Below are 22,113 nucleotides of genomic sequence, written 5' to 3' on the forward strand. Positions count from 1 at the left end.
TAGGGCGGCGGGAGCGGGGTTTGAGTCCGGCCAGGCCCTTTTCTTTTAGGGCTTTTTTCCAGCGGTGGTAGGTGGCCCGGCTGATCCCGACCAGGTCCTGGATCTCCTTCCAGCTCTTTTTACTTTCACGCAGGGCTTTGACCAGTCGGAGCTTGCGCAGACGTTCCTTGACCTCTGGGTCGCCTGCTTTGGCCTCGGCCAGCCTCTGTGCTTGTCTAGCGCCTTGCCATATCTCTCGGCCAACGGTGGTAAACTGCACCTGGGGAACCTCCTTTCTTGGTTGGTTCCCCTCTTTTTATCCCAGCTTAGAGTCTCACATGTGTTTGTCCGGGTTCAGCCCTCACCGTTACTTCTGTCTTAGGGCTACCGCACGTAAACCAGACCGGCTGCGTTACACGCGTATAATCACATTCATGAGCGAAGCTGTGGCAGCCAGTACCTCGGGGGCGGCCCTCGAGGCCCAGCAGTTGGGCAAGCGGTATGGTCGAAAACCGGTTTTAGAGAACATTACCTTCGCCGTGCAACCTGGGGAAGTCTATGCGCTGGCCGGGCCTAACGGCTCGGGTAAAACCACCCTGATCCGCTTACTAACCGGCCTGGCCTTTCCCACCTCGGGGGTGGTTCGGCTGCTGGGCCAGGACATTTACAACGGTGGCTACGCCGCGCGGCGGGCTTTGGGCGCGGTGGTGGAGGCCCCAGCGGCCTTTTATCCCCACCTCACGGGGCGGCAGAACCTGGAGATGGTGGCTTACCTAACCGGTATGCTCAACGCAGGGGCACGGATTCGCGAGGTACTGGCCCGGCTCGAGCTCTTGGCGGTGGCCGATCAGCCGGTGCGTACCTTCTCGTTGGGCCAGCGCCAGCGCTTGGGCCTGGCCTCTGCCATTCTGCACGAGCCGCAGATTCTCATCCTCGACGAACCCACCAGCGGCCTCGATCCTCAGGGGATTAGCAAGGTGCACGAGATACTGGCCGAGCTGGCCTGGAAGGGGGTGGCCGTGCTGCTTTCGACCCACCACTTGCGTGAGGTCTCGGCCTATGCCGACAAGGTGGGTATTCTGGGGGGCGGGCGGCTTTTGGAAGAGGTCAGGCTGGGGGCTAAAGGCGAGACCTACCGCCTGCGGGTAGATGATGCTCCCCGGGCTGCCGCCTTTCTCAAGACCGTACCGGGGGTGCAAAACGTGAGTCTGCGCGATGTGAATGTGATCTTCGAGGGATCGCCCAACGTGGCTTTGGCTGCTTTAGTACGAGAAAACTTCCAGGTACAGTTCTTGGAACCCGATTACTTTGACCTTTACGACTACTACCGCGAAAGGGTGAAGAATGCGTAGCGGCAAGATAATCCCGGTGGCCTTGGCGGCGCCTTGCTCGAGGAGTACAGCATGCTGCGGATACTGATTTGGGAGCTGGGAAAACTGGTTCGACTGCGCTCGGTACAGATAGGGCTTTTGGCCGCCCTGGTTTTGCCGGCTTTGTGGGCCTTTGCCCCTGGTTTGCGGGCGCAGTATGGCCTCGAGCTGGTCTCAGGCTGGCAGGTGCCAGCGCTTTCCCTCCTGACGGGGATGGACTTTTTGTTTCCCTTCCTCACTGCCATGGCCGCGGCGGAGGTGCTGGGCTCGGAAGTCTCGATGGGCACGCTCAAGTTGGTGTTGCTGCGGCCTAGCCCACGCAGCCGATTGCTTGGTGCCAAGATTGTGGTGGTGCTGGCTTACCCCTTTATCCTGCTTTTGGTCAGCCTGCTGGGGTCGTTGTGGGCCGGGCTGCCCTTTGGGCTAGGCAGCTTTTTCGGTGGCACCGGGGTAGGGGAGGGTAGCTTCGCCGGGGTGGGCCAGCTAAGCCCTGCGGAAGCTCTGGCCGAGCTGCTGCGGGCGTATCTTTTAGCTGGGGTGGTGCTCTGGCCCCTTTCGGCCCTGGCCATACTCTATGCGGTGATCTTCCTCAGCACTACTTCAGCTGCCTTGGCCGCAGTCTCCACCCTGTTGCTGATGCGCTTGTTGGTGGCTTTCCCTGCCCTGCAACCCTTCCTCCTAACCAGCTACCTCGACCTGTACGTTCGTCCAGAAGCGGTTTCCTGGGGGTTGCCGCTGCTCATCATCTACACCGTAGGTTTTTCCCTCTTGGCCCTTTTGATTTTTGAGCGGAAGGATATCTGAGAAAACGCGGTAGGCTTTTGTTATGGGCAAACTGACCCATTTTCAAGATGGCAAACCCCGCATGGTGGATGTGAGCGAAAAGGCCGCCACCTTGCGCAGCGCGACCGCCGAGGCCAGCGTGCGTCTGACCCCTGAAGCGGTAGAGGCCCTACGGGAAGGTGGGGTGGGGAAGGGCGACCCTTTGAGCGTGGCCCAACTGGCCGGCATTTTGGCAGCCAAGAAGACCGGTGAGCTCATCCCGCTGTGCCACCCGTTGCCCATCACCAGTGTGGAACTCGAGGTTCGCTTTCTGCCGGAAGAAGCCCGGGTGCACATCACGGCTACGGTCAAAACCAAGGCCGAGACCGGGGTGGAGATGGAGGCTTTGACCGCTTGTGCCGTGGCTGCGCTTACCGTCTACGACATGCTCAAGGCCGCCAGCAAGGGCCTGGAGATCACCGAGCTGCGGCTTTTGCACAAGTCGGGGGGAAAGTCGGGGGAGTGGCGGCGTGGCTAGGGGTTTTCTGCCCCAGGTTTGGCTGGTGCTAGACGACCCGGTGCTAAAACCCTTGCTGCAAAAGCATGGCCCCGCCCCCTTTCAACCTCACCCCTTTGAGCCTCAGCCCCTTTACCCCACCTTGCTTCGCTCGATTGTGGGGCAGCAGCTTTCTGCCAAGGCTGCTGAGACCATCTGGCAGCGCTTGGTGGCCCGTTTCGACCTCGAGCCGGAGGTGGTATACCAGGTTCAACGAGAGGCCTTGCGGGCGGTGGGGTTGTCGGAAGCCAAGGCCCGCTATGTGCGGGCGGTTTCCCGCTTTGCCCTCGAGGGCGGGCTAGAGGGCCTCGAGGCCTTGTCGGATGAGGCGGTAGTCCAGCGGCTGGTTCGGGTGGAGGGCGTCGGGGTCTGGACGGCGCAGATGTTTTTGATGTTTGTGCTGGGCCGCCCCGATGTCTGGCCGGTGCAGGACCTGGGCCTCCGCCGGGGAGCTGAGCGGCTGTATCCAGGTCAGGCGCTGGAGGCCCTGGGGGAGCGCTTCCGCCCCTACCGTTCCCATGCGGCCTGGTATTTGTGGCGAGCCCTAGAATAGAGACATGATTTTTGCTCTAGAAAAAGCCCCTCCCCAGAGCGAGGTAGCCCGGCTTCAGGCCCTCTGGACAGCGGGGCTACCGGTTGTGCCGACCCTGGTGCTGGTGGGGGTGGAAGCGGAGTTTTACCAGCTGGCCAACCTGGCCGAGCAGATTCAGCGGGCCTTTGCCGGGGTGTTTGGTGCCCGGCTAGACGAGGCCAAACTGGAGCGGGCCTGTGCTTTTGCCGAGAAGCTGCTGCGCGAGTCGTACTTGCTGCCCGAGCGGGCTGAGGCGATTGGCCTGGCCCTGCCTGAAGGGCCGTTGCTGCTGCGGTATGCGGACGAAGCCCCTTTCGCTTTGGCGGAAGGCCGTTCCCAGGCCCTGTGGGCCCTTAAGCGGCTGTGGGCTAGCCGCTGGCAGATCGATGCGGTGCTGCAACGCCAGCCTCGCTTGGCCCCACCCGAGGCGGCTAGCTTAGTGCAGCGCCTGCCTGGCCCGTTGGCCCTGGATGAAGCCCTCTCTAGCCAGGCCAGTGCCCTGTTGGAGCAGCCATTGCGGGTCTGGGTCAGCGCGGGGCAGGTGGTGCGGGTGCAGGAGGCCTAGCCGTGTACGATAGCCACCTGCACACCCCCCTTTGTCAGCACGCGGTGGGCACGCCATCGGCGTACGTGCACGCAGCGCGGGCTTTGGGCCTAAAGGGGATTGTCTTTACCGATCATAGCCCCATGCCGGCCTGGTTCGATCCCGAGGTACGGATGACCTTAGAGGAGCTGCCCTTTTACCAGGCCATGCTGGAAAAAGTTCGAGCCGAAGCGGGAGATTTCTATGTAGGCATTGGCCTCGAGGCCGACTTTCACCCCGGCACCGAGTACTTCGTGCGCCGCTTGCGGGCCCAGTATGACTACGACTACATCATCGGCTCGGTGCACTACATCGGGGCCTGGCCCTTCGACAACCCCCACTACGCCCTCGAGTTTGAGGAGCGCGACCTGCGCGAGGTGTTCCGCGTTTACTTCCAGCTGGTGGCCCAGGCCGCCCGTACCGGTTTGTTTCACGCCATCGGCCACCTGGATCTACCCAAGGTCATGGGCTACCGGCCCCCAGAGGGCTACGCCGACTTGGCCGAGGAAGCCTTGCAGGTCATTGCGGGGGAAGGGCTGGCCTTGGATGTGAACACCGCCGGCTGGCGCAAAAAAGCTGCCGAGCTTTACCCCAGCCCCGAGCTTCTGGCCCGGGCGGCCCAGCTTGGCATCCCGGTGGTGCTGGGCTCCGATGCCCACCGCCCCGAGGATGTGGCCCATCGCTTCGCCGAGGCTGCTGGGCTACTCAAGTCGTTGGGCTACCGCCAGGCGGTGGTCTTCCGGGAAGGTCGGGCGGTTTCGTATGCCCTGTGAGCCCAGCGAAAGGAGGAAGCCTTCATGAACCGCAAAGAGCTGGCCGGGATGTTGGAGTACGCCGCCGACCTGATGGAGGTGTTGGGTGAGGGGGCCTTCCGTGCCCGGGCCTACCGCTACGCGGCGCGGAGCCTCGAGCAGCAGGAAGCCGACCTAGCCGAGTTAGCCGCCCAGGGTTTTCAAGGGGTGCCGGGGGTGGGGCCGGCTTTGGCCCCGATGCTTACCGAAATTGTACAAAGCGGGGAGTTCCCCTACCTGGACGAACTCGAGGGCCGCGTGCCGCCCGGGGTGCTGGAGCTTTTCCGGGTGCAGGGCCTGGGCCCCAAGCGCATCCGGGCGCTATGGGAGAATGGGGTCGACAGCCTGGAGGTGTTGGTGCGTTGGGCCGAGGCGGGTCGCATCCGCACACTGCCTGGTTTTGGCGCCAAGAGCGAGGCTGGCCTACTCGAGGCCGCGCGCTACGCCCTGGCCAGCTTGCGCCGGGTGCTGCTGCCGGTAGGGTTGGAGGCGGCCCGGCTACTTCTGGCCGATTTTGCCCAGGCCGGGCTTAGGGCCGAGCTGGCCGGCAGCGTGCGGCGCGGTCTGGAGACGGTGGGCAACCTGGACCTGGTGGTGCAGGCCACCCCCGAACAGGTGGCTTTTGTACTGGGGCGAAACCTCGAGGAAGTCCAGGGCGAGGTGCTGATGGGGCGGCTGGAGGGCCTACCCTTGCGGGTTTTTTGCGCCAGCGAACAGAATTTTGGCTCTGTTTTGTTCCGCGCCACCGGCTCGCAGGACTGGCTGGCGGCGGTGGGAGGGCCTCCCCAGGGTCTACCCAGCGAGGAAGCGGTCTTTCAGGCCCTGGGCCGGCCCTTTGTACCCCCTTTCTGGCGGGAGAAAGAGCACATCGGCCAACCCCTGCCCCACGCCCTTTTGCAACCCGAGGCGCTCCGGGGGCTGATCCACGTGCACTCCACCTATTCCGACGGCAGTGCTACCTTGCGCCAGATGGCCGAGGCGGCCGTGGCCAAAGGGTTCGCCTACATGGTAATCTGCGACCATTCCCAGAGCGCGGCCTATGCGGGCGGACTAAAAACAGAGGATGTGCTGCGTCAGTGGGCCGAGATTGAGGCCCTCAACGCCGAGCTGGCTCCCTTCCGTATCCTGCGCGGCATCGAGTCGGATATCTTGCCCGATGGTTCGTTGGACTACCCTGAGGAACTCCTGGCCCGCTTCGAGGTGGTGGTGGGTAGCCTGCATTCCGGACTGAACCTGGATAAAACCCAGCAGACCCAGCGCCTTTTGCGGGCCTTGGACAACCCTTACCTGAGCATCCTAGGCCACCCTAGCGGGCGCTTGTTGCTGCGGCGCAAAGGGGCCGAGGCCGACTGGGAGGCGGTGCTAAAGCGGGCGGAACAAAACCACAAGGCGGTGGAGTTCAACTGCAACCCCTACCGCCTCGACCTGGACTGGCGGTACATGCTGGCCTGGCGTGAGCGCCTGCTCTTTTCCCTGGGCCCCGATGCCCACAGCCTCGAGGGCCTGGCAGACCTCCACTACGGCCTGCTTTTTGCTCACAAGGCGGGTCTATACCCTGAGCGGGTGGTCAACACCTGGCCCGCTGAGCGGCTTTTAGAGCTAAAGCGGCAAGCCTAACCCTCTGCCCCCACCAAAAGCTCGGCTTCGCGTTCGAGGAAGGCCCGTAACACATCGGTTACGGTGATAATGCCCACCAGCCGACCATCGTGCACCACCGGTAGGCCCCCTACCTTGTGCTCGAGCATCAGCTTGGCTGCGGCCTGCAAGGGCAAGGTGTCGGATACGGTGATGGGGTCGCGGGTCATGATCTCGCCTACGGTGAGTTTGGCGATCAGGTAGTTGAGCTCCCAGATGGAAAGCGAGGTGGCGTCGGAGGGCATGGCTTCTTTGAGGTCGCGGTCGGTGACGATGCCAATCACCCGGCCTTCTTTGACTACAGGCAGACGGCGAAATCCACCCTTTTTCATAATCTGAGCTGCTTCAGGTACCGTGGTATCTGGGGTGACCACATCCGGGTTGGGGGTCATGAAGTCTTTGACCAGCATACTTTTCACCTCGCTATAACCATACCCTTTTGAACCGGGGGCAGATGTCTCTACAGGGGCGAACCCAGGTGGCCTACCCTATGAACATGCAAGTGCCACGGATTTTGCTGGCCTATGCCAGCCGCCATGGCAGCACCCAGGAGGTAGCCCAGGCCATCGCGGCAGTGCTGGTTCGCCGGGGGATGGAGGTCGAGATACGGCCTGTGGAGGGGGTACAAGACCTCGAGGGCTACCAGGCGGTGTTGCTGGGCAGCCCGGTGCAGGATCAGGCCTGGCTGCCCGAAGCCCGGCGCTTTGTGCAGACCCACCACCAGGCCTTGCGCCGGTTACCCCTGGTCTACTTTGCGCTCTCGGGGGTGCTGGGCGACCCTACCCCCGAGCATTTCCACGAGGTTTACGGGTACTGGCCAAGGGCCTGCCGGAAGGTGATTTTCGCCGCTGGCAGGATGTACGGGCCTGGGCCGAGGAGGTGGCCGACCGCTTGGCGCTGGAGTGGGCTTTAGGCCGGGCCAGCGGAAAAGCTCCTCTCTAGAAGACCCGCCCACCCAATGGCACCTCCCGCTCTGCCGACAAGAGCACCACCCGCCCCTGTTCGTCCGGCAAACCCAGCACCAACACCTCGGATTTGAAGCCGGCGATGCTGCGCTCCCCTAGGTTGGTTGCGCAGATCACCAGCCGGCCCACCAGGGCCTCGGGTGTGTAAAGCTCGGTGAGCTGGGCGCTGCTTTGCTTTACGCCTAGCTCCCCCAGGTCTATCCATAGCTTGTAAGCCGGTTTGCGGGCCTTTTCGTGGGGTAGGGCTTTCTGGATGCGTCCGACGCGCAGCTCGAGCATCTGAAAAGCTTCGTAGGGCGTCATGGGGTAAGCATACCGGAAAGGTTGCTCTTGCTCACGCTCGAAGGGGAAAGCCTTTGGGTATACTCTGGCCTGTGCAGCGTCTGCTCGATCAGGCCGCTAGGTTGATCCAAAACGCGCGGGACCTGCCCGCGGCTGAAGCCCTGGCCCTCCTGCGGGAGGCTATAGGGCTTCTGGAAGCCTGTCGCCCTGCAAAAGAGCGTGACGGCATGATGGCGCTGGCCTATCTACGGTTGGCCCAGGCCGAGCGCCAGCTAGGACGGCGGGCCGAGGCCGAACGGGCTTACATGCTGGGGTACAGCTACGCCCGCACCTCGAGGGAGGAGCGGGTACGCCGGTTGGCCGAGCGCTTAGGAGAGGAGTTTGCCCTTTAGAGGAGAAATGTGCTATGGGAGAGCTTTTAGGCGACATTGCTGCCGCCCTAATCGGCCTGTCGGGCCTAGCGGTGATTGTGGGGGTAGTGCTGATTCGGCGGGGTGACCGGGTCTGGCATCCTCGGGTGATGCTGTTGGCCACGCTTCTGGCCGCACTGTTTTTGGTGTTTTATCTGCTGAAATGGGGTCTTTATGGTACCACCCGTTATGCTGGCCCGGAGGAATGGCGTATGGCCTATTATGCTTTGCTGATAAGCCATACCCTGCTGGCTGCCATTAACGGACCACTGGTGCTCTGGCTGCTCTACAACGCATTCAAGCGGCGCTTTGCCGTACACAAAGCCTGGGCCCGCTGGACGGTGCCGGTCTGGCTGTACGTCGCCATCACCGGTTGGGTGATCGACCTGGTGCTTAAGCGCTACGGTGAGCCCGCAGGGGGCATTGGTTTTTAGCCTTTCTTGCCCCAGGCCTCGAGCACGATCCGCCCCTCCACCACCCGGGCCCGCTCGGGGCCCCGGGCCTCCCAGGCCCCATCGGGTGCCTGGGCTACATACTGCCCAATGCGAATTTGTTTGGCCTCCAGGCGCACGGCCCAGATGGCGGCCCCTTCCTGACCACCGGCCCCGGCGTGGGCCAGGCCGCGTAGCTTACCCACCACGATAATATCGCCCGCAGCGACCACCTCAGCCCCTGGGTTGACATCGCCCAAGATGACGACCGTGCCGGGGGACTCGATACGGGCTCCAGCCCGCAGGGTCTGGTCGATGACCTCGGTATAGGGAATGTATTTTTCCCCACGTTGAGGCCTTAGTTGCAGCCCTCGCTCGCGCCCCAGTTCTAGTAGGGCTTCCAGAACTTCCTGGCCCACCACCCCCGCTACCTCCACTTCCAGCGGTAGCGGGGGCAGTTCGGCTAGGGCTTTGCGCAGCATCTCTGGGCGCTCGTGGCCGTCGAGCCGGAGGGATAGGGCATTGAGGGTGGCGCGCAGTCGCATCCAAGAGAGTTATACCAGGCCCGAGGGGAAAAGTCGAAAGGGGTCTTTTAGCCCTTCACTCTTAGCGGTTGGCGATGTGGATAGCCTGGCGGTGCAGGTGCTCGGCGGCTTCCATCAGCCCCTCGGACAGGGTGGGGTGGGCGTGTACGGTCAGGCCCACATCGGTGACGGTGGCCCCCATCTCTAGAGCCAGAACCGCCTCGGCAATTAGATCGGAGGCGCTGGGCCCTACGATGTGGACCCCCAAGAGCAGGTCGGTCTCGGCGTCGCCAATAAGCTTGATCAGGCCCTCGCTGGCTCCCAGGGTAAGGGCCCGGCCCGAGGCGGCCAGGGGAAACTTGCCCACCTTGACGGTGTAACCAGCCTTACGGGCTTCCTCTTCCGTCAGGCCCACCGCGGCCCATTCCGGGCTGGTGTAGACCACGTTGGGAATCTGGTAGTCCATTACCGCGTTGCCCCCTGCGGCGTTTTCAGCCGCTACCAGCCCCTCTTTCATTGCCTTGTGAGCCAGCAGGGGAGGACGGGTCACATCGCCGATGGCGTAGATGCCCGGTACGTTGGTTTCCATTTTTTCGTTGGTGGGCACGTAGCCTCGCTCGTCTACCTGTACCCCGATGGCCTCCAGCCCTAGTCCTCTGCCGCGGGGCCGCCGCCCGGTAGCCACCAGAATCTTGTCCACAACAAGGGTTTCTTGCTGGCCGCTTTGGGTGTTTTCCAGTGTGACGTGGAGGCCGTCCTTTTTGCGCTCTACCCCTAGGGCCTTGGTATGGGTTTTGATGGCGATGCCCTCTTTGCCCAGGATTTTAGCCAGCAGATTGGCCGTTTCGGGGTCGGCAGCGGGCAGAATCTGGCCCATGAACTCAATCACCGTGACCTCGGCCCCCAAGCGCTTGTAGACCTGAGCGAACTCGAGGCCAATCGCCCCCCCACCGATACAGAGCATCCGCTTGGGAAAGTGCTCCTCCACCAAAAGGGCCCCGGTAGAGTCCACGATGTCCTTCTGGTTGACCTCGAAGCCGGGTAGGGTATTCGGCTCCGAGCCGGTGGCCACGATGAAGGTTTTACCCTGGATGCGCTCGCCGCCTACCTCGATGGTGTGTTTATCTATGAACTTGGCGAAGCCGGTTTTGAGTTCAACCTTATTGCCCTTGAAGAGCTGGGAGACTCCTCCGGTGAGCTTTTTGACGATGCCGTCGCGCCAACTCCCCAGCTTTTTCAGGTCAAGCCGGGCCTCCTTGACCTCGAGGCCAAAGGCGCTATTGTGGCGGGTAGCCTCGAGTTCCTCTGCCGCGTGCAAAAGGGCTTTGGTGGGGATGCAGCCTATGTTCAGACAGACCCCGCCTACCCGTTCGGCCTCCACCGCCAGCACCTTCTTGCCTAGCTGGGCTGCGCGGATGGCGGCATGGTAGCCTCCCGGGCCGGTTCCAATCACGATTACGTCGTACACTGTGGCCATAGCCCCTCCATTCTAGTGGGAGTCCTTGCGAAAAACTAAATCCGCTCGGTAAAAAACTACAGGGCTTCTAAGAAAAGCCGCTCGGGTTTCTCCAAGAGGCGGATGATCTCCTTGCAGAAGCGGGCAGCTTCGGCCCCATCTACCAGCCGGTGGTCGAAGGAAAGGGAGATATACATCATGTGGCGTACCACCACCTGGTCGTGCGCATCCACCACCGGGCGCTTCTGGATGGAGTGGATGCCCAGGGTGGCGGCATCGGGCACGTTGATGATGGGGAAGCTAAAAAGCGCCCCAATGCTGCCGATGTTGGTGATGCTGAAGGTGGAGCCGCTCATATCCTCAGGGTTGAGCTTGCCGCTGCGGGCGCGATCGGCCAGGTCGTTGACCTCGCGGGCTAGCTCGAGCAGGCTCTTGCGGTCCACCTCCTTGACCACCGGCACCACCAGTCCGTTCTCGGTGGCCACTGCCATGCCGATGTTGTAGTAGCGCTTCAGCACGATTTCCTGGCTGGCCTCGTCTAAGGAGCTGTTGAGCGCAGGGAATTTCTTCAGGGCCTGGGCCACTGCCTTGAAAATGAAGGGTAGGTAGCTCAGCCTGACTCCCTGGGCCTCCGCCTCGGCCTTTAACCGGGTGCGCAGGGCCACCAGCTCGGTCATGTCCACCTCGTCTACCGAGAGGGTGCGCACGGTGTAGAGGTGGGAGGCTACCATCTGCTGGGCAATAGCCCGCCTTAAGCCCCGTAGGGGCAGCCGGGTCTCGCGCTCTTCATAGCCCTTGGGGGTTTTGTACTGCACTGGGGCCACCCCGCCAGGGACGGAGGGGCGGGCCACAGGGCTGGGTGGGGGGGTCCGTTTTTGCTCGGCGTAGGCTTTAACATCCTCTACCCGCACCCGTCCGTTTGGGCCCGAGCCGGGAATCTGGGCCAGGTCTAGACCCAGCTCGCGGGCCAGCTTGCGCGCCGCGGGTACCGCCAACGTGCGGCCCTGGGGCGCTCTGGCAGGGGGAGTAGGGGAGGCGGCGGCGGTTTGGGCAAAGGGGTTTTTGATTTCCTCGGGTCGGTTGTCGGGTTTGAACAAAGAGAGGTTAGCCCCATCGTCCTCGAGTACCTGCCCCGGCTCCACAATAGAGCGCTCCTCCTGGGCTTGCAGGCTGGGGGCGGGCTGGGGTTTTCTGTCGCTAATGGAGGCGGCCATCTCACCCGGCTCGGCGATGAGGGCAATAGGGGCATGTACGGGCACCACCTCCCCTTCCTTGACCAGCTTTTGCAACAACACCCCTTCATAGGGGCTGGGTAGCTCCACCGTTACCTTGTCGGTCATTACTTCCACAAAGGGTTGGTCTTTTTTGAGGGGCTGGCCTTCCTCCACCAGCCAGCGGAGGATCTCACCCTCCACCACCGATTCGGCCAGCTCCGGCAACACCACTTCCTTGGGCATGCTTCCTCCTGCAACGTTCAGACTACTGTAATCCCTGCATCGGGTTCCACCACACAGGCCGGCGGTGAAGGTTAGTATTCCAAGAGCCGCTTGGCCGCATTCAGAATACGGGTCACGGTAGGCATATAGAGCTTATCCTGGGCCAGCGGGTAAGGGGTGTCGAAGCCGCAGACCCGCAAGGGTGGGGCCAGCAACTGGTCGAAGAGCTCTTCCGAGACAGTAGCCACTACCTCGGAGGCCAGGCTGGCGGTGCGGGGGGCCTCAGAGACCACGAGCAGCCGCCCGGTTTTGGCCGCCGAGGCCAGCACGGTTTCCTTGTCCCAAGGCATCACGGTACGCAGGTCGATGACCTCCGCCTCTATGCTTGCAGCGGCCATCTCCTCGGCGGCCTTTTGCACCTCGACCATCGGCCCCCCATAGGAGACCAAGGTTAGGTCGCGGCCTGGACGGCGGATAGCGGCCTTCCCAATGGGCAAAAGGTACTCGTCGGCGGGCACTTCTTCCTTGATGGCGCGATAAAGGCGCTTGGGTTCCATGAAGACCACCGGGTCGTCGTCACGGATGGCCGCTTTGAGCAGGCCCTTGGTGTCGTAGGGGGTGGAGACTACCACTACCTTTAGGCCAGGGGTGTGGGCGAAGTGGGCCTCGGGGCTTTGCGAGTGGTGGTGCCCGCCCTTGACCCCGCCCCCGGTGGGCATCCGCACCACCATAGGGGCAGTGAACTGTCCGCCGGAACGGTAGCGTAGCTTGGCCGCCTGGGAGAAAAGCTGGTCTATGCCGGGAAATACATAGTCGGCAAACTGAATCTCGGCCACCGGTCGCATGCCATGGGCCGCCAGCCCCACCGCCGCACCGATGATGGCCGCCTCGGAAAGGGGCGTGTCGATGACCCGCTCAGGGCCGTATTTTTCCTGCAGGCCCTCGGTGGCTAGGAAAACCCCACCCCGCTTGCCCACGTCCTCGCCCAGGAGCATGACCCGCTCGTCGCGGTTCATCTCTTCATCCAGGGCGCTTTGGATGGCCTGGATCATGGTCATTATGGGCATACAGCACCTCCTAGGCCAGCTCCTCCGCTAGTAGCCGACGCTGTTCTTCTAAGTGCCAGGGGCAAGCGGCGTAGACATCGTCGAACATCTCTAAAGGATTGGGTTCCCCGGCTTTTAGGGCTTCTTGCAAGGCGGCCTCGAGCTCCTTGGCGATCTCCAGCCTGAGCTCGTTGGCCCACTGGGCGTCCCACAGCCCTTGCTGCTCCAGGAAGCGCTGGTAGCGTAGCAGAGGGTCTTGCTGGCGCTCGGCAGCCAGCTCTTCGCGGGAGCGGTAGCGGCTGTCGTCGTCGGCGGAGGAGTGGGCTCCGAAGCGGTGCACCACCAGCTCGACCAGGCTGGGGCCTGCCCCTGTCCGGGCCTGCTCGAGGGCCCACCGCACCACAAAGTAACTGGCCAGTACATCCAGGCCGTCGGCATAGTAGCCGGGTATGCCGTAGGCCCGAGCCTTGATGGCGATGTTGGCCGAAGCAGTCTGCTGGCGGATGTTCACGCTGATGGCGTAGCGGTTGTTCTCGCAAATGAACACCACCGGGGCCCGCTGTACGGCGGCAAAGTTAACCCCAGCGTGCCAGTCGCCCTCGCTGGTGGCCCCATCGCCGAAGGTGCAGACCGCCACCTGGCCGGTACGGCGCAGCTTCATGCCGATGGCCGCGCCAGTGGCGGGGGGGATGTGCGAGGCGATGGCCGAGCAAACGGTAAAGACGTTGAGCTTCTTGGAACCAGGGTGGGAGGGCATCTGGCGGGCCTTGGCCGGGTCGGCGGCAGTGCCCAGGGTCTGGCCGAAAATCTCCACCAGCGGCACCCCCAAGGCCAGCACCAGCCCCATATCGCGGTAGTAGGGGAAGAGCCAGTCGTGGCCTTTTTGCAGGGCGTGGGCGATGCCCACCTGGGCGGCCTCATGGCCAGCGTGGGGCGCGATGAAGCTGGTTTTTCCGGTGCGGATCAGCAGCACCAGCTTTTCGTCCAGCAGCCGTGCGGCCAGCATATCGCGGTAGAAGCGGCGGAGGGTTTCTGGGGGCAGCCCATGGGCAAAGGGCGCCACCCAGTGGCCCTGCTCATCTATTAGCCGGATAGGCTCTTGGCTAAAGGGCTCGAAGTGGATTTTTTCTTGAACCATATCTCCTCCCGGCGTGCTGGGTTGGCCAGCCCGCCCGACCTGCCAAGCCTTGGGTAAAGGCTTCCGTGTCCAGGGTAGCTCTGGGTAAGAGCCCTCCTGGGGAACCTCGAGGTGCCCTTTTGGTATACCGGGACAGGGGTTTGGATGGGGGCAGCTATAAAAGACAGCCCCCGGCTTCGCATACCCATACCCACCTCTTGGTAGCTAAGATTATAGCGGTTTTTGCTGGTGGCAAATGAAGCTACGTATCTGCCTGATTGGAAAGCCCCGCCTGGCCTATGCCAAAGCCGGGCTGGAGGAGTATGGGCAGCGGCTGGGGCGCTATGTCCGGCTCGAGCTTATCTACCTCAAAGAAGGTACGCCAGCCCAGGAAGGCCAGCGCTTGCTGGAGGCCTCGGCAGGGTACAAACGGGTAGTCCTGGACGAGCGGGGTGAGCTACCCGACACCCTGGCCTTCAAGGCCCGCCTCGAGGCCTGGGAGATGGAGGCCGAAAAGGGCGTGGCCTTCCTGATCGGGGGGGCGGAGGGCCATGCGCCGGCGGTGCGCCAGGAAGCCGACTGGCTGCTGGCCTTGTCCCGCCTCACCCTCCAGCACGAGCTAGCGCTGGTGGTGCTGCTCGAGCAGCTTTACCGCGTGCAGACCCTCAAGAAAGGCGAGCCCTACCATCGCTAGGGGCTGCAGCGGGGGAAGAGCTGGGCCGGGCGGGTGTAGGGCTGGGGTTCCACGTAGGGCTCGAGCACAAGCTCTAGGTCGCTGCGGCCCACGCTGAGCAGGGCCACCTGGCCCCCTTCGGTGTACCATGCGAACAGGTCGCCGGGGTCGGCCTGGCCGTTGTTGTTCACGTCCTTCCAGCCCTGGAGCTGGTACTGGCGATCCGAAGGCAGGCTGGTGAAGCTGAATGGCGAGGAAAGCACATCCTGGGCAATGCCGATTTCCTCGGCACACAGAATGGTGTTGCCAGACACGCCATAGAGGGTCAGCAGGGTTCCCTTGAGCGAAGCGGTGGGCGGGGGTGGGGTCTGGGGCGGCGTTACGTTCAGCAGGATGCGGGTCTCGGCGGAGGCCCCCCCGCCGCTGCCGCTCACCACCAGGGTGTAGCTTCCGGGGCTTACACCGCTGCCCACGCTCAAGCTAAGCGCGCTATTCGCGCTTGTGGGATTGGGATTGAAAGAACCCGCAATCCCGCTGGGTTGTCCGCCGAGGGTCAGGGTCACAGGGCCGCTAAAGTTGCTGCGGTTCACCCCAACATGGATGGTGGCGTTGCCTCCAGGGTTGAGGCTCAGGCTGGCGGGCGTAGCGCTCAGGCTCAGGGCCGGGGCAGAGGTGGCCAGGCGGTCTAGAGCGGCCCTGGCATCAATCAAACCTGCGCCGCAATCGGTGCCGCTGCTGCGGTTGCACTGAGCAGCGCTCAGAGGCCGAGCGGTCTCTTTGAGGATGGTCAGGGCCTCGCCGGGGGTGAGGCTGGACTTGCGGCTTTTCATCAACGCCAGCACACCGGCCACGTGGGGCGCGGCCATCGAGGTGCCTTGCATAAAGCCGTACTGCCCGTTGCCCACGGTGCTCAACACGCCGTTGGCGGCATTGCTACGGATATCGCCTCCAGGGGCCATCAAGTCAATGCGGGGGCCGTAATTGGAGTAGTACGCCCGGTTCCCGCTGCGGTCGGTTGCCCCCACGGTAATCACCCCGCTGCAACCGGCGGGGGTGAAGGTGCTGGCATCTGCGTTGGAATTCCCGGCGGCCACCACGATCATCTTTCCGGCGGCCAGCACATCGTTAATGGCCTGTTGCATGGTCGAAGCGGGGGCACAGCTCACCGCTCCCCCCAGCGACATGTTGATGATGTCGGCGGGGTTGGGGTTGGCGGGAACCCCCGCCACGCTGAGGCCGGCGGCCCAGCGCAACGCATCGGCCACGTCGGCCAGGGTGCCCCCCCCGCTGCTCAGGGCGCGAATGGGCACCAGCCCTATCCCCCAAGCTACCCCGGCCACGCCGGTGTTGTTGTGGGTGGCCGCCCCCACCGTTCCGGTCACGTGGGTGCCGTGGAAGTCGCTGCCGAGGCCGGTATCCTCGGGGTCGGGGTCGCGGCCATCGCCATCGCCGGCGATACTGGCGTCGCTGACGAAGTCGTAGCCGGAGAGCAGCCTGCCGGCCAGGTCGGGGTGGGCCTTGTATACCCCGCTGTCTATTACCGCCACGCGAACCGAGTTACTGCCGGTCTCGAGGTCCCAGGCTTCCGGTAGCCGGATGGCCCCGTAGTGCCACTGATCGGGGTAGCGGGGGTCGTTGGGGGTGAGGAAAGGCTTCAGGATGTAGTTAGGCTCGGCGTAGGCTACGTCGCTTCGGGCCATGAGCGCGGCCACTGCGGCCAGGGTGCCGGCCTCGTCCAGGGCAGCCTTGTACAGGTAGGTGTTGGCCAGACTCAAGGGGCGCAGCCGCTGGAGGCCAACACCCCCGACTGAAAGGGTTTCGACCGACTGCAGGCTCACCCGTGGCTCGAAGCGCACGAGGATCTCGCCCGGCACGAAGCGGGCCGTCTGACCTCCGGCGGTGGTGGCGATGCGCACCGTACCGCTGATACTGCCGGGGCCGGGCTGGGGTGGAGCGCTTACGCCAATGCTCACCGAGGCGCTTTTGCTGGGATCGGCCTGGCTGGTGGCGCGTACGGTTGCGCTGCCTGGGCCCACCGCTGTCACCAACCCATCGCTAACGGTCACAACGTCGGGGTTGCTGCTGCTCCAGGTAACGGCGGTGTTGGAGGTATGGCGGACCTGGGCGCTTAGCTGAAGGCTCTGCCTGACCTGCAGGCTGAAGGGGCCAGGAGGATAGATGCTGACCGAGATAGCCGGAGGGTTATTGCAGGCGGAAAAAAGGGTAAGGGCCAATACTAGCATCAAAAGCGCTCTGAACATGATTTCATCATACCCTGTGCTGGCGGGCGGGCTATGAGCCATGGGTAAAGATTCCTCAATTTGCCCCAGCCGCCTGGTGGCCTAGGCCAATAGGGGCATAGACTGCCACTGCCGAGGCCAGCAGCACAGCCCACACCAGGAGGGCTACCGGGTAGCCCCAGACCCCCAGCACAATCCCCATGCCCCACTGCAATAGAAAGACCCCAATAAAGCCCATGAAGTTGATGGCGGTTACCGCCCGCCCGGTGAGGGCGGTGGGGAAGAGCAGGCGGGCCTGGGAAAGGGTAAGGATGTTGAAAGCACCGCAAAAGCCCATCAACACGTAGCAGGCATATAGCCCAAAGGGGGGCATGCCAGGCCACAGGGCCAGCAAAGCCGGCCCCAGGGTAAAGCAGACCCCTGCTACCAGCAGCACCCGGGGCAGGCCAAAGCGGTCGGCCAGCGGGCCGCACAGGAGGAAGCCCAGCACTGCTGCCAGAGAAAAGGCGAACAGCAGGCTACCGACCTCGAGGCTTCCCATCTGCCGCACCTTAAACAGGAAATCACCCCCCCACAAAGTCTGCCAGGCCAGAAACCCACCCCCCAGCACGAAGTTGAGCCAGCCCATGCGCCAGAACAGGCCGCTTTGCCAGATTTGCGCGGCACTCCCGGCCTGGGTGCTTGGGGGCAGCACGGTTCCTTTGGGGGCGTTGCGCACGCCGAGGGCCACCAGCGCCGCCACCGCCACAATCACCAAGGCCCCCCACTCGAACACCCCGCGCCAACCGATCTGCTCCTTGAGCCAGGCCAGCGGCGAGGAAGCGGCAATAGCCCCAGAAGCCCCTATGGCCACATACAGGCTGCTCACGCTGGCGTAGCGGCTGGCCGGGAACCACAGCGAAAAGGCCTTCAGGGCCCCCATCAGGGCCGCAGCAAAGCCGATGCCTAGAAGAGCCCGCCCTAACGAGAGGGTGAGGAAGTCCTGGGCGCTGGCAAAGAGCAAAGCCCCCACCGCGCCCAGCAGCATCAGGCCCGGATGAACGAAGCGCGGCCCGAAGCGGTCGAGCAGGCTGCCTAAGGGGAGCTGGACCAGGGCAAAGGTGAGGTAGAACAGACTGGTCATCAGGCCGAGCTGGGCCGAGCTGAGGCCCAAATCCTGGCGCAGGTCGGGCGAGATAACCGCGTTGGCCGCGCGGAAAAAGTAGGAGAGGAAGTAGGCCAAGAGCAGCAAGATGAAGATGCGGGCGGCAGCCGAAGGCATGCCTCTATCCTAAGGGGTATGAAGGCGAACCCCTCTGCAATGTGGCTCGAGCTTTTGGGTGGCTTGCTGGTGGTGTTGGGGGCTTTGCTGGCTTGGCTGGCCTTTACCCTGGCTAATCAGACCATAGACCCCAATCTGGAAAAAAACCTATTGCGCGTGCGGGTAGACCTGATAGGTCTTTTAGAGGGAATGGCCCGGCATCTGGCCCAGGCAGGGGCCTGGCTGGCTGGGGTAGGGGCGGTGCTTTTTTTCGGGGCGGCCTATCTGGTCTTGTTTTTCCGGGTGGTGCTGGGGCTGGCGGCTTTGTTTGCCTTAGGGGTGTGGGCCTGGCTAGTGTTTTAGCACCCACTTAGGGGGTTCTTGGTGTACATTTAGGGTATGCGGTGGTCGGCGCTTGTGGCTCTGGTATTTTTAGCCTCCTGCACGCATAAAGCCTCCAACGCTTGCGAGGTGGTGGAGATACCAAGCCTGGAGGCGGGGTTCGTCTCGAAAAGCACCGGCAACGCCAATGTGACCCTCAAGGTAGGGGGGTGCATCGAGTTTGTGAACAACGACCCCATAAATGTGCATTTGGCGCAAAGCATTACGGCTCCCGCAGGCTTTAGCTTTGCCACGCCTAATCTGCTTAGTGGATCGCGGGAAGAGGTCGCGTTTAATCTGGCAGGCGAGATTGAGTACATATGCGCTATTTCGGATCACGCCAGAACAATGCGTGGCAAAATAACCGTCTTACCTTAAAGCAAGCCTACTGGTCTGGCATCGGAGCTGGTTATAGCAGGCAAGGCTTGGTGAGCGCTGGTTTTATAGTGCTCTTGGCTTTGTTCTTTTGGCCTGCGGCGGTGGCCCGCCCATCTTATCGGTTGCAAGCCATCAACCAGTTCAATCTGGTCGCCGATAGCGGTGGTGTGCGGGTGGTTACCTGTCAGTATTGCCATTTGAGTCCCAATGGGGGGGCATTCTGGAATGCTTTTGGCGACCGAGTGCGCTCTAGTTTCAAAGGCAGTATTGGTGAGGCGCTCTATCAAGCCCTTGTAGCCATGGAAGACTCGGATGGCGATGGTTATGCCGACGTACTCGAGGTTTTCGCAGGCACTCTCCCGGGAGACGCCCGCAGCAAGCCCCTGGTTAGGGCCCAGTTCCTATGGCAGGCTTTAGAGAAAGCGGGGGGCGTGGATATCTATAAGCCCAGGTAGCCCCTGCCCTTGTGCTGGCCTAGCTTTTTTTGCATTATCTTGCTTATGCCCAGCTTACGTGGAAAGGTAGCATTGGTAACCGGGGCTTCTTCTGGTATCGGCCTCGAGGTGGCCCGACAGCTGGTGGCCCATGGGGTTGGGGTGGGGCTTTTCGCCCGCAGCCAGGCAAAGCTGGCCCGCATTGCGGGGGAGCTAGGGAACTGTTTAGCCCTGCCGGGGGATATCACCCGCTATGAGGACGTGGAAGAAGCCGTGCGGCGGTTCGAGGCGCACTTTGGTGGCCTGGACTACCTTATCAACAATGCGGGAGTGGGCCTTTTTAAGCCGGTACACGAAATTTCCCCCCAAGAATGGGCCGAGGTTATTGGAACCAACCTGAACGGCCCCTTTTTTGCTACCCGGGCTGCGGTACCGCTCATGCAGAAGCGGGGTGGGGGGTACATCATCAACATCGGCTCGTTGGCGGGAAAAAACGCTTTCGCTGGCGGGGCTGCCTACAACGCCAGTAAGTTTGGCCTGCTGGGCTTTTCGGAAGCCTCCATGCTCGACCTGCGCTACCAGGGCATTCGGGTGAGCAGCATCCTGCCCGGTTCGGTAGACACTCCTTTTGCCGGCAATACTCCGGGGGCAGCCTGGAAGATTCAACCCCAGGATGTGGCCCAGGCCGTACTCTACCTTTTGCAAAGCGATCCTAGGGTCATTCCCAGCCAGCTCGAGCTACGCCCCAGCCAGCCCCCTAGGAAGTGAGGGGTTGGCCCACCCTTTACGAGGGCCAAGAATCCGGGTAAGATACCTCTGACGCAGAAGGTAGTTTTGGAAAGTTCTGTTCTGAACTCTGTGGAAGCGCTGCCACAAGCTACCTTCGCGTTTCGGCGCAGCCCTTAAAGACTGGGCTCGAGCCTAGGAGGCATATATGCGAAAGAGTCTCTTGATGATGGCCGTGGTAGCCCTGAGTTTGCTGGGTTCGGCCATGGCCCAGGGTAGGATTACGGTCTGGACCCACTACGGGGGCCCCGAGCTGGCCTGGCTCAAGCAAACCGCGGCAGCCTTTGCCAGAAGCAGCGGAACCCAGGTCGAGGTGGTGGAAGTACCCTTCGGCGACATCCAGAACAAGTTCATTCTGGGGGCACCTCAGGGGCAGGCTGCCGATTTGGTGGTGAGCATTCCCCACGACTGGGTGGGGGCTATGGCTGCGGCGGGGGTTTTGGAGCCGATGGGTAAGTATGCTACGGCCAGCTACATTCAAAGCCTCTCCGATGTGGCGGTGGACGCCCTAACCTACCGCAACCAGCTTTTCGCCCTGCCCATGTTCGCTGAGTCGGTGGCCCTCATCTACAACAAGAAGCTGGTTAGGGAGGCCCCCAAGACCTGGGATGAGTTCCTCAGAATTGCCCAGGAAAACACCAGGGGCAACTCCTTTGGTTTCCTCTACGACCTGGCCAACCCTTACTTCAACTATGGCTGGTTCACGGCCTATGGGGCCTCGGTCTTTGGCCGCACTGCCCAAGGAGTGGACGCCAGCCAGACCCGGCTGGGGGGTGAGGCCGGGGTTCGCGCGGTGAACTTCATCAAGGACCTGCGCTTCCGTTACCGCCTGATCCCCGAAGGGGTGGACTATGGGGTGGCCGACAGCGCCTTCAAAGAGGGGGCTTTGGCCATGATTCTCAACGGGCCCTGGGCCATTGGCGACTACAAGAAGGCCAACATCGACTTCGGCATTGCCCCCATGCCCAACCCGCCTGGTGGTGGGCAGTGGCGCCCCTTCGTGGGGGTTCAGGGCGTGGCTATGAACGCCTACTCGCGCAACAAAAATGCTGCAGCCAATTTTGCCAAGCTGTTGGTCAGCACCCAGAACCAGATCGCCTTCAACAAGGCGGGAGGCCGGCTACCGGTCTCGAAGCAGGCGGTGCAGCAGCTGCGCAACGACCCGGTGGTGGCTGGCTTCTCCGCGGTGATTGCCCTGGGGACGCCCATGCCCAACATTCCCGAGATGGGTAAGGTTTGGGGGCCGTGGGGCAACGCGCTGTCCCAGGCTGTACAACGGGCCGACAGCAATACCGCCCAGATTGTGGCCGCAATGGTGGCCGAGATCAACCGGGGTCTTTCGGGCCGCTAAAACCTATCTTCCCTTCAGCCCCCTTCGAGCGAAGGGGGCTTTGGCTTTGGGATGAGAGAAAAAATGTGCCTTCCGATATTCAAATCGCTTGTGGTTGGGCTACCCTGTAGCTACGGGAGGCCAGGATGCGGCGCTCGTGGTTGATTTTGGCAGCGGTGGCGTATTTGGTAGCACTGGCGGCTGTGATTCATGCCCAGCCGGTGCAGGGGCCCCCAAGGTTGAGCCCAGAGGCCCGCAGCACCCTCGAGCGAGTCTACCAGCAAGCTTTACCTGCGGCTTTGCGTATCGAGACCGTGCCTGAAGGCACCGGCTCCGGTTTTTTTATCAGTCCGGATGGTCTGGTTATGACGGCCTACCACGTGGTGGAGGGGGTGCGCAGCTTCCGGGTCATCAATGCCAGGAATGAGTCCTTCTCTGCCGAGCTGGTGGGTTACGATGAGTTTCGCGATATCGCCGTTTTGCGGGCAAGGGTAAACGGGCCAGCGCCCTACTTGTCCCTCGAGACCAGCCAGGGCCCTCGCACAGGCGAGCCTTTGCTGGCCATCGGCAATTCCCGCGGGCAGTTCATCGCCCCACGCTATGGGCTGGTGAACACGGTGGAGCGGGATATTTTTCCCTTTAGGACTTACGCAGTTGGCTGAAGGATGTGGAGGGGATGGGCGAGATAACTTCGTATTGCCTCGCGAACAATGGACGCCTTGGCCTCGTACCAGCTC

27 protein-coding genes are annotated in these 22,113 nt (G+C 62.6%); 17 read left to right on the forward strand and 10 right to left on the reverse strand.

Features of this window, described 5'->3' with window-relative positions; translation table 11 throughout:
* Positions 1 to 259 (reverse strand): helix-turn-helix domain-containing protein (locus G552_RS15170; RefSeq protein ID WP_156890713.1); only part of this gene is annotated, 259 nt, incomplete at its 3' end.
* A gap of 154 nt (positions 260 to 413) precedes the next feature.
* Here G552_RS15170 and G552_RS0109605 point away from each other — a divergent pair.
* From G552_RS0109605 to G552_RS0109635, 7 genes are read left to right on the forward strand one after another with little or no spacing between them, the layout of a single operon-like run.
* Positions 414 to 1,331, forward strand: coding sequence for an ABC transporter ATP-binding protein (locus G552_RS0109605; RefSeq protein ID WP_051195769.1), 918 nt, complete (start codon positions 414 to 416; stop codon positions 1,329 to 1,331).
* Positions 1,332 to 1,382: 51 nt separating this feature from the next.
* Positions 1,383 to 2,153 (forward strand): ABC transporter permease, encoded by a 771-nt coding sequence (locus G552_RS0109610; RefSeq protein ID WP_027882845.1) that lies wholly within the window; start codon positions 1,383 to 1,385, stop codon positions 2,151 to 2,153.
* Between the two features lie 22 nt (positions 2,154 to 2,175).
* Positions 2,176 to 2,649, forward strand: a complete 474-nt coding sequence (moaC, locus tag G552_RS0109615) for a cyclic pyranopterin monophosphate synthase MoaC (RefSeq protein WP_027882846.1) — start codon at positions 2,176 to 2,178, stop codon at positions 2,647 to 2,649.
* Between the two features lie 25 nt (positions 2,650 to 2,674).
* Positions 2,675 to 3,220, forward strand: coding sequence for a DNA-3-methyladenine glycosylase family protein (locus G552_RS0109620; RefSeq protein ID WP_027882847.1), 546 nt, complete (start codon positions 2,675 to 2,677; stop codon positions 3,218 to 3,220).
* Between the two features lie 4 nt (positions 3,221 to 3,224).
* Complete coding sequence (locus G552_RS0109625; RefSeq protein WP_027882848.1) at positions 3,225 to 3,803, forward strand: hypothetical protein; 579 nt, start codon at positions 3,225 to 3,227, stop codon at positions 3,801 to 3,803.
* A gap of 2 nt (positions 3,804 to 3,805) precedes the next feature.
* A complete protein-coding gene (locus G552_RS0109630) occupies positions 3,806 to 4,594 on the forward strand; it encodes a histidinol-phosphatase (protein ID WP_027882849.1) in 789 nt (262 codons plus the stop codon).
* Between the two features lie 24 nt (positions 4,595 to 4,618).
* Positions 4,619 to 6,229, forward strand: coding sequence for a DNA polymerase/3'-5' exonuclease PolX (locus tag G552_RS0109635; protein WP_027882850.1), 1,611 nt, complete (start codon positions 4,619 to 4,621; stop codon positions 6,227 to 6,229).
* Here the strand turns inward: G552_RS0109635 and G552_RS0109640 are convergent.
* Positions 6,226 to 6,657, reverse strand: a complete 432-nt coding sequence (locus tag G552_RS0109640; protein WP_027882851.1) for a CBS domain-containing protein — start codon at positions 6,655 to 6,657, stop codon at positions 6,226 to 6,228. The genes G552_RS0109635 and G552_RS0109640 overlap by 4 nt on opposite strands.
* 86 nt (positions 6,658 to 6,743) lie before the next feature.
* Here G552_RS0109640 and G552_RS15175 point away from each other — a divergent pair, with 86 nt between their 5' ends.
* Positions 6,744 to 7,160, forward strand: coding sequence for a flavodoxin domain-containing protein (locus G552_RS15175; protein WP_169447883.1), 417 nt, complete (start codon positions 6,744 to 6,746; stop codon positions 7,158 to 7,160).
* 25 nt (positions 7,161 to 7,185) lie between these two features.
* Here the strand turns inward: G552_RS15175 and G552_RS0109650 are convergent, their stop codons facing one another.
* Complete coding sequence (locus G552_RS0109650) at positions 7,186 to 7,515, reverse strand: tRNA-binding protein (RefSeq protein ID WP_027882852.1); 330 nt, start codon at positions 7,513 to 7,515, stop codon at positions 7,186 to 7,188.
* Positions 7,516 to 7,586: 71 nt separating this feature from the next.
* Here G552_RS0109650 and G552_RS0109655 point away from each other — a divergent pair, with 71 nt between their 5' ends.
* Entirely contained in the window at positions 7,587 to 7,886 is a 300-nt protein-coding gene (locus G552_RS0109655) for a hypothetical protein (protein ID WP_027882853.1), read from the forward strand.
* A gap of 14 nt (positions 7,887 to 7,900) precedes the next feature.
* On the forward strand, positions 7,901 to 8,338 hold the full coding sequence (locus G552_RS0109660; RefSeq protein WP_027882854.1) for a DUF420 domain-containing protein: 438 nt from the start codon (positions 7,901 to 7,903) through the stop codon (positions 8,336 to 8,338).
* Here G552_RS0109660 and G552_RS0109665 read toward each other — a convergent pair.
* From G552_RS0109665 to G552_RS0109685, 5 genes are all read right to left on the reverse strand, one after another.
* Positions 8,335 to 8,880, reverse strand: coding sequence for a septum site-determining protein MinC (locus G552_RS0109665; protein WP_027882855.1), 546 nt, complete (start codon positions 8,878 to 8,880; stop codon positions 8,335 to 8,337). The two genes, G552_RS0109660 and G552_RS0109665, sit on opposite strands and share 4 nt — an antisense overlap.
* A 61-nt stretch (positions 8,881 to 8,941) precedes the next feature.
* A complete protein-coding gene (gene lpdA, locus G552_RS0109670; protein WP_027882856.1) occupies positions 8,942 to 10,336 on the reverse strand; it encodes a dihydrolipoyl dehydrogenase in 1,395 nt (464 codons plus the stop codon).
* Positions 10,337 to 10,392: 56 nt separating this feature from the next.
* Positions 10,393 to 11,772: a dihydrolipoamide acetyltransferase family protein gene (locus G552_RS0109675; protein ID WP_027882857.1), complete on the reverse strand. Its 1,380-nt coding sequence runs from the start codon at positions 11,770 to 11,772 to the stop codon at positions 10,393 to 10,395.
* A gap of 71 nt (positions 11,773 to 11,843) precedes the next feature.
* Entirely contained in the window at positions 11,844 to 12,818 is a 975-nt protein-coding gene (locus G552_RS0109680; RefSeq protein WP_027882858.1) for an alpha-ketoacid dehydrogenase subunit beta, read from the reverse strand.
* Between the two features lie 10 nt (positions 12,819 to 12,828).
* A complete protein-coding gene (locus G552_RS0109685) occupies positions 12,829 to 13,935 on the reverse strand; it encodes a thiamine pyrophosphate-dependent dehydrogenase E1 component subunit alpha (protein ID WP_027882859.1) in 1,107 nt (368 codons plus the stop codon).
* Between the two features lie 235 nt (positions 13,936 to 14,170).
* Between G552_RS0109685 and G552_RS0109690 the strand changes: the two genes are divergently transcribed.
* Positions 14,171 to 14,608: a 23S rRNA (pseudouridine(1915)-N(3))-methyltransferase RlmH gene (locus G552_RS0109690; RefSeq protein WP_027882860.1), complete on the forward strand. Its 438-nt coding sequence runs from the start codon at positions 14,171 to 14,173 to the stop codon at positions 14,606 to 14,608.
* Here G552_RS0109690 and G552_RS0109695 read toward each other — a convergent pair.
* Positions 14,605 to 16,848, reverse strand: coding sequence for a S8 family serine peptidase (locus G552_RS0109695; protein ID WP_027882861.1), 2,244 nt, complete (start codon positions 16,846 to 16,848; stop codon positions 14,605 to 14,607). The genes G552_RS0109690 and G552_RS0109695 overlap by 4 nt on opposite strands.
* 55 nt (positions 16,849 to 16,903) lie before the next feature.
* Positions 16,904 to 18,088 (reverse strand): MFS transporter, encoded by a 1,185-nt coding sequence (locus G552_RS0109700; protein WP_027882862.1) that lies wholly within the window; start codon positions 18,086 to 18,088, stop codon positions 16,904 to 16,906.
* A gap of 18 nt (positions 18,089 to 18,106) precedes the next feature.
* On the opposite strand from G552_RS0109700, the gene G552_RS0109705 reads away from it, so the two are divergent.
* The 6 genes from G552_RS0109705 to G552_RS15180 all read left to right on the forward strand — a co-directional run bounded on the left by G552_RS0109705 (position 18,107) and on the right by G552_RS15180 (position 22,038).
* Positions 18,107 to 18,430 (forward strand): hypothetical protein, encoded by a 324-nt coding sequence (locus tag G552_RS0109705; RefSeq protein WP_027882863.1) that lies wholly within the window; start codon positions 18,107 to 18,109, stop codon positions 18,428 to 18,430.
* Positions 18,431 to 18,466: 36 nt separating this feature from the next.
* Positions 18,467 to 18,826 (forward strand): cupredoxin domain-containing protein, encoded by a 360-nt coding sequence (locus G552_RS0109710; protein ID WP_027882864.1) that lies wholly within the window; start codon positions 18,467 to 18,469, stop codon positions 18,824 to 18,826.
* An 80-nt stretch (positions 18,827 to 18,906) separates the two neighbouring features.
* The gene (locus tag G552_RS0109715; RefSeq protein WP_245575169.1) at positions 18,907 to 19,281 is read left to right on the forward strand and encodes a thrombospondin type 3 repeat-containing protein; all 375 of its coding nucleotides are present in this window, start codon (positions 18,907 to 18,909) and stop codon (positions 19,279 to 19,281) included.
* A 45-nt stretch (positions 19,282 to 19,326) separates the two neighbouring features.
* Positions 19,327 to 20,028 (forward strand): SDR family oxidoreductase, encoded by a 702-nt coding sequence (locus tag G552_RS0109720; RefSeq protein ID WP_027882866.1) that lies wholly within the window; start codon positions 19,327 to 19,329, stop codon positions 20,026 to 20,028.
* A gap of 184 nt (positions 20,029 to 20,212) precedes the next feature.
* The gene (locus G552_RS0109725; RefSeq protein ID WP_425411437.1) at positions 20,213 to 21,397 is read left to right on the forward strand and encodes a sugar ABC transporter substrate-binding protein; all 1,185 of its coding nucleotides are present in this window, start codon (positions 20,213 to 20,215) and stop codon (positions 21,395 to 21,397) included.
* Positions 21,398 to 21,522: 125 nt separating this feature from the next.
* Positions 21,523 to 22,038 (forward strand): S1C family serine protease, encoded by a 516-nt coding sequence (locus tag G552_RS15180; protein WP_084640417.1) that lies wholly within the window; start codon positions 21,523 to 21,525, stop codon positions 22,036 to 22,038.
* Positions 22,039 to 22,113 lie beyond the last annotated feature (75 nt).

Origin of the sequence: Meiothermus rufus DSM 22234 (assembly GCF_000423425.1) — a bacterium.
Lineage (GTDB): Bacteria > Deinococcota > Deinococci > Deinococcales > Thermaceae > Meiothermus > Meiothermus rufus.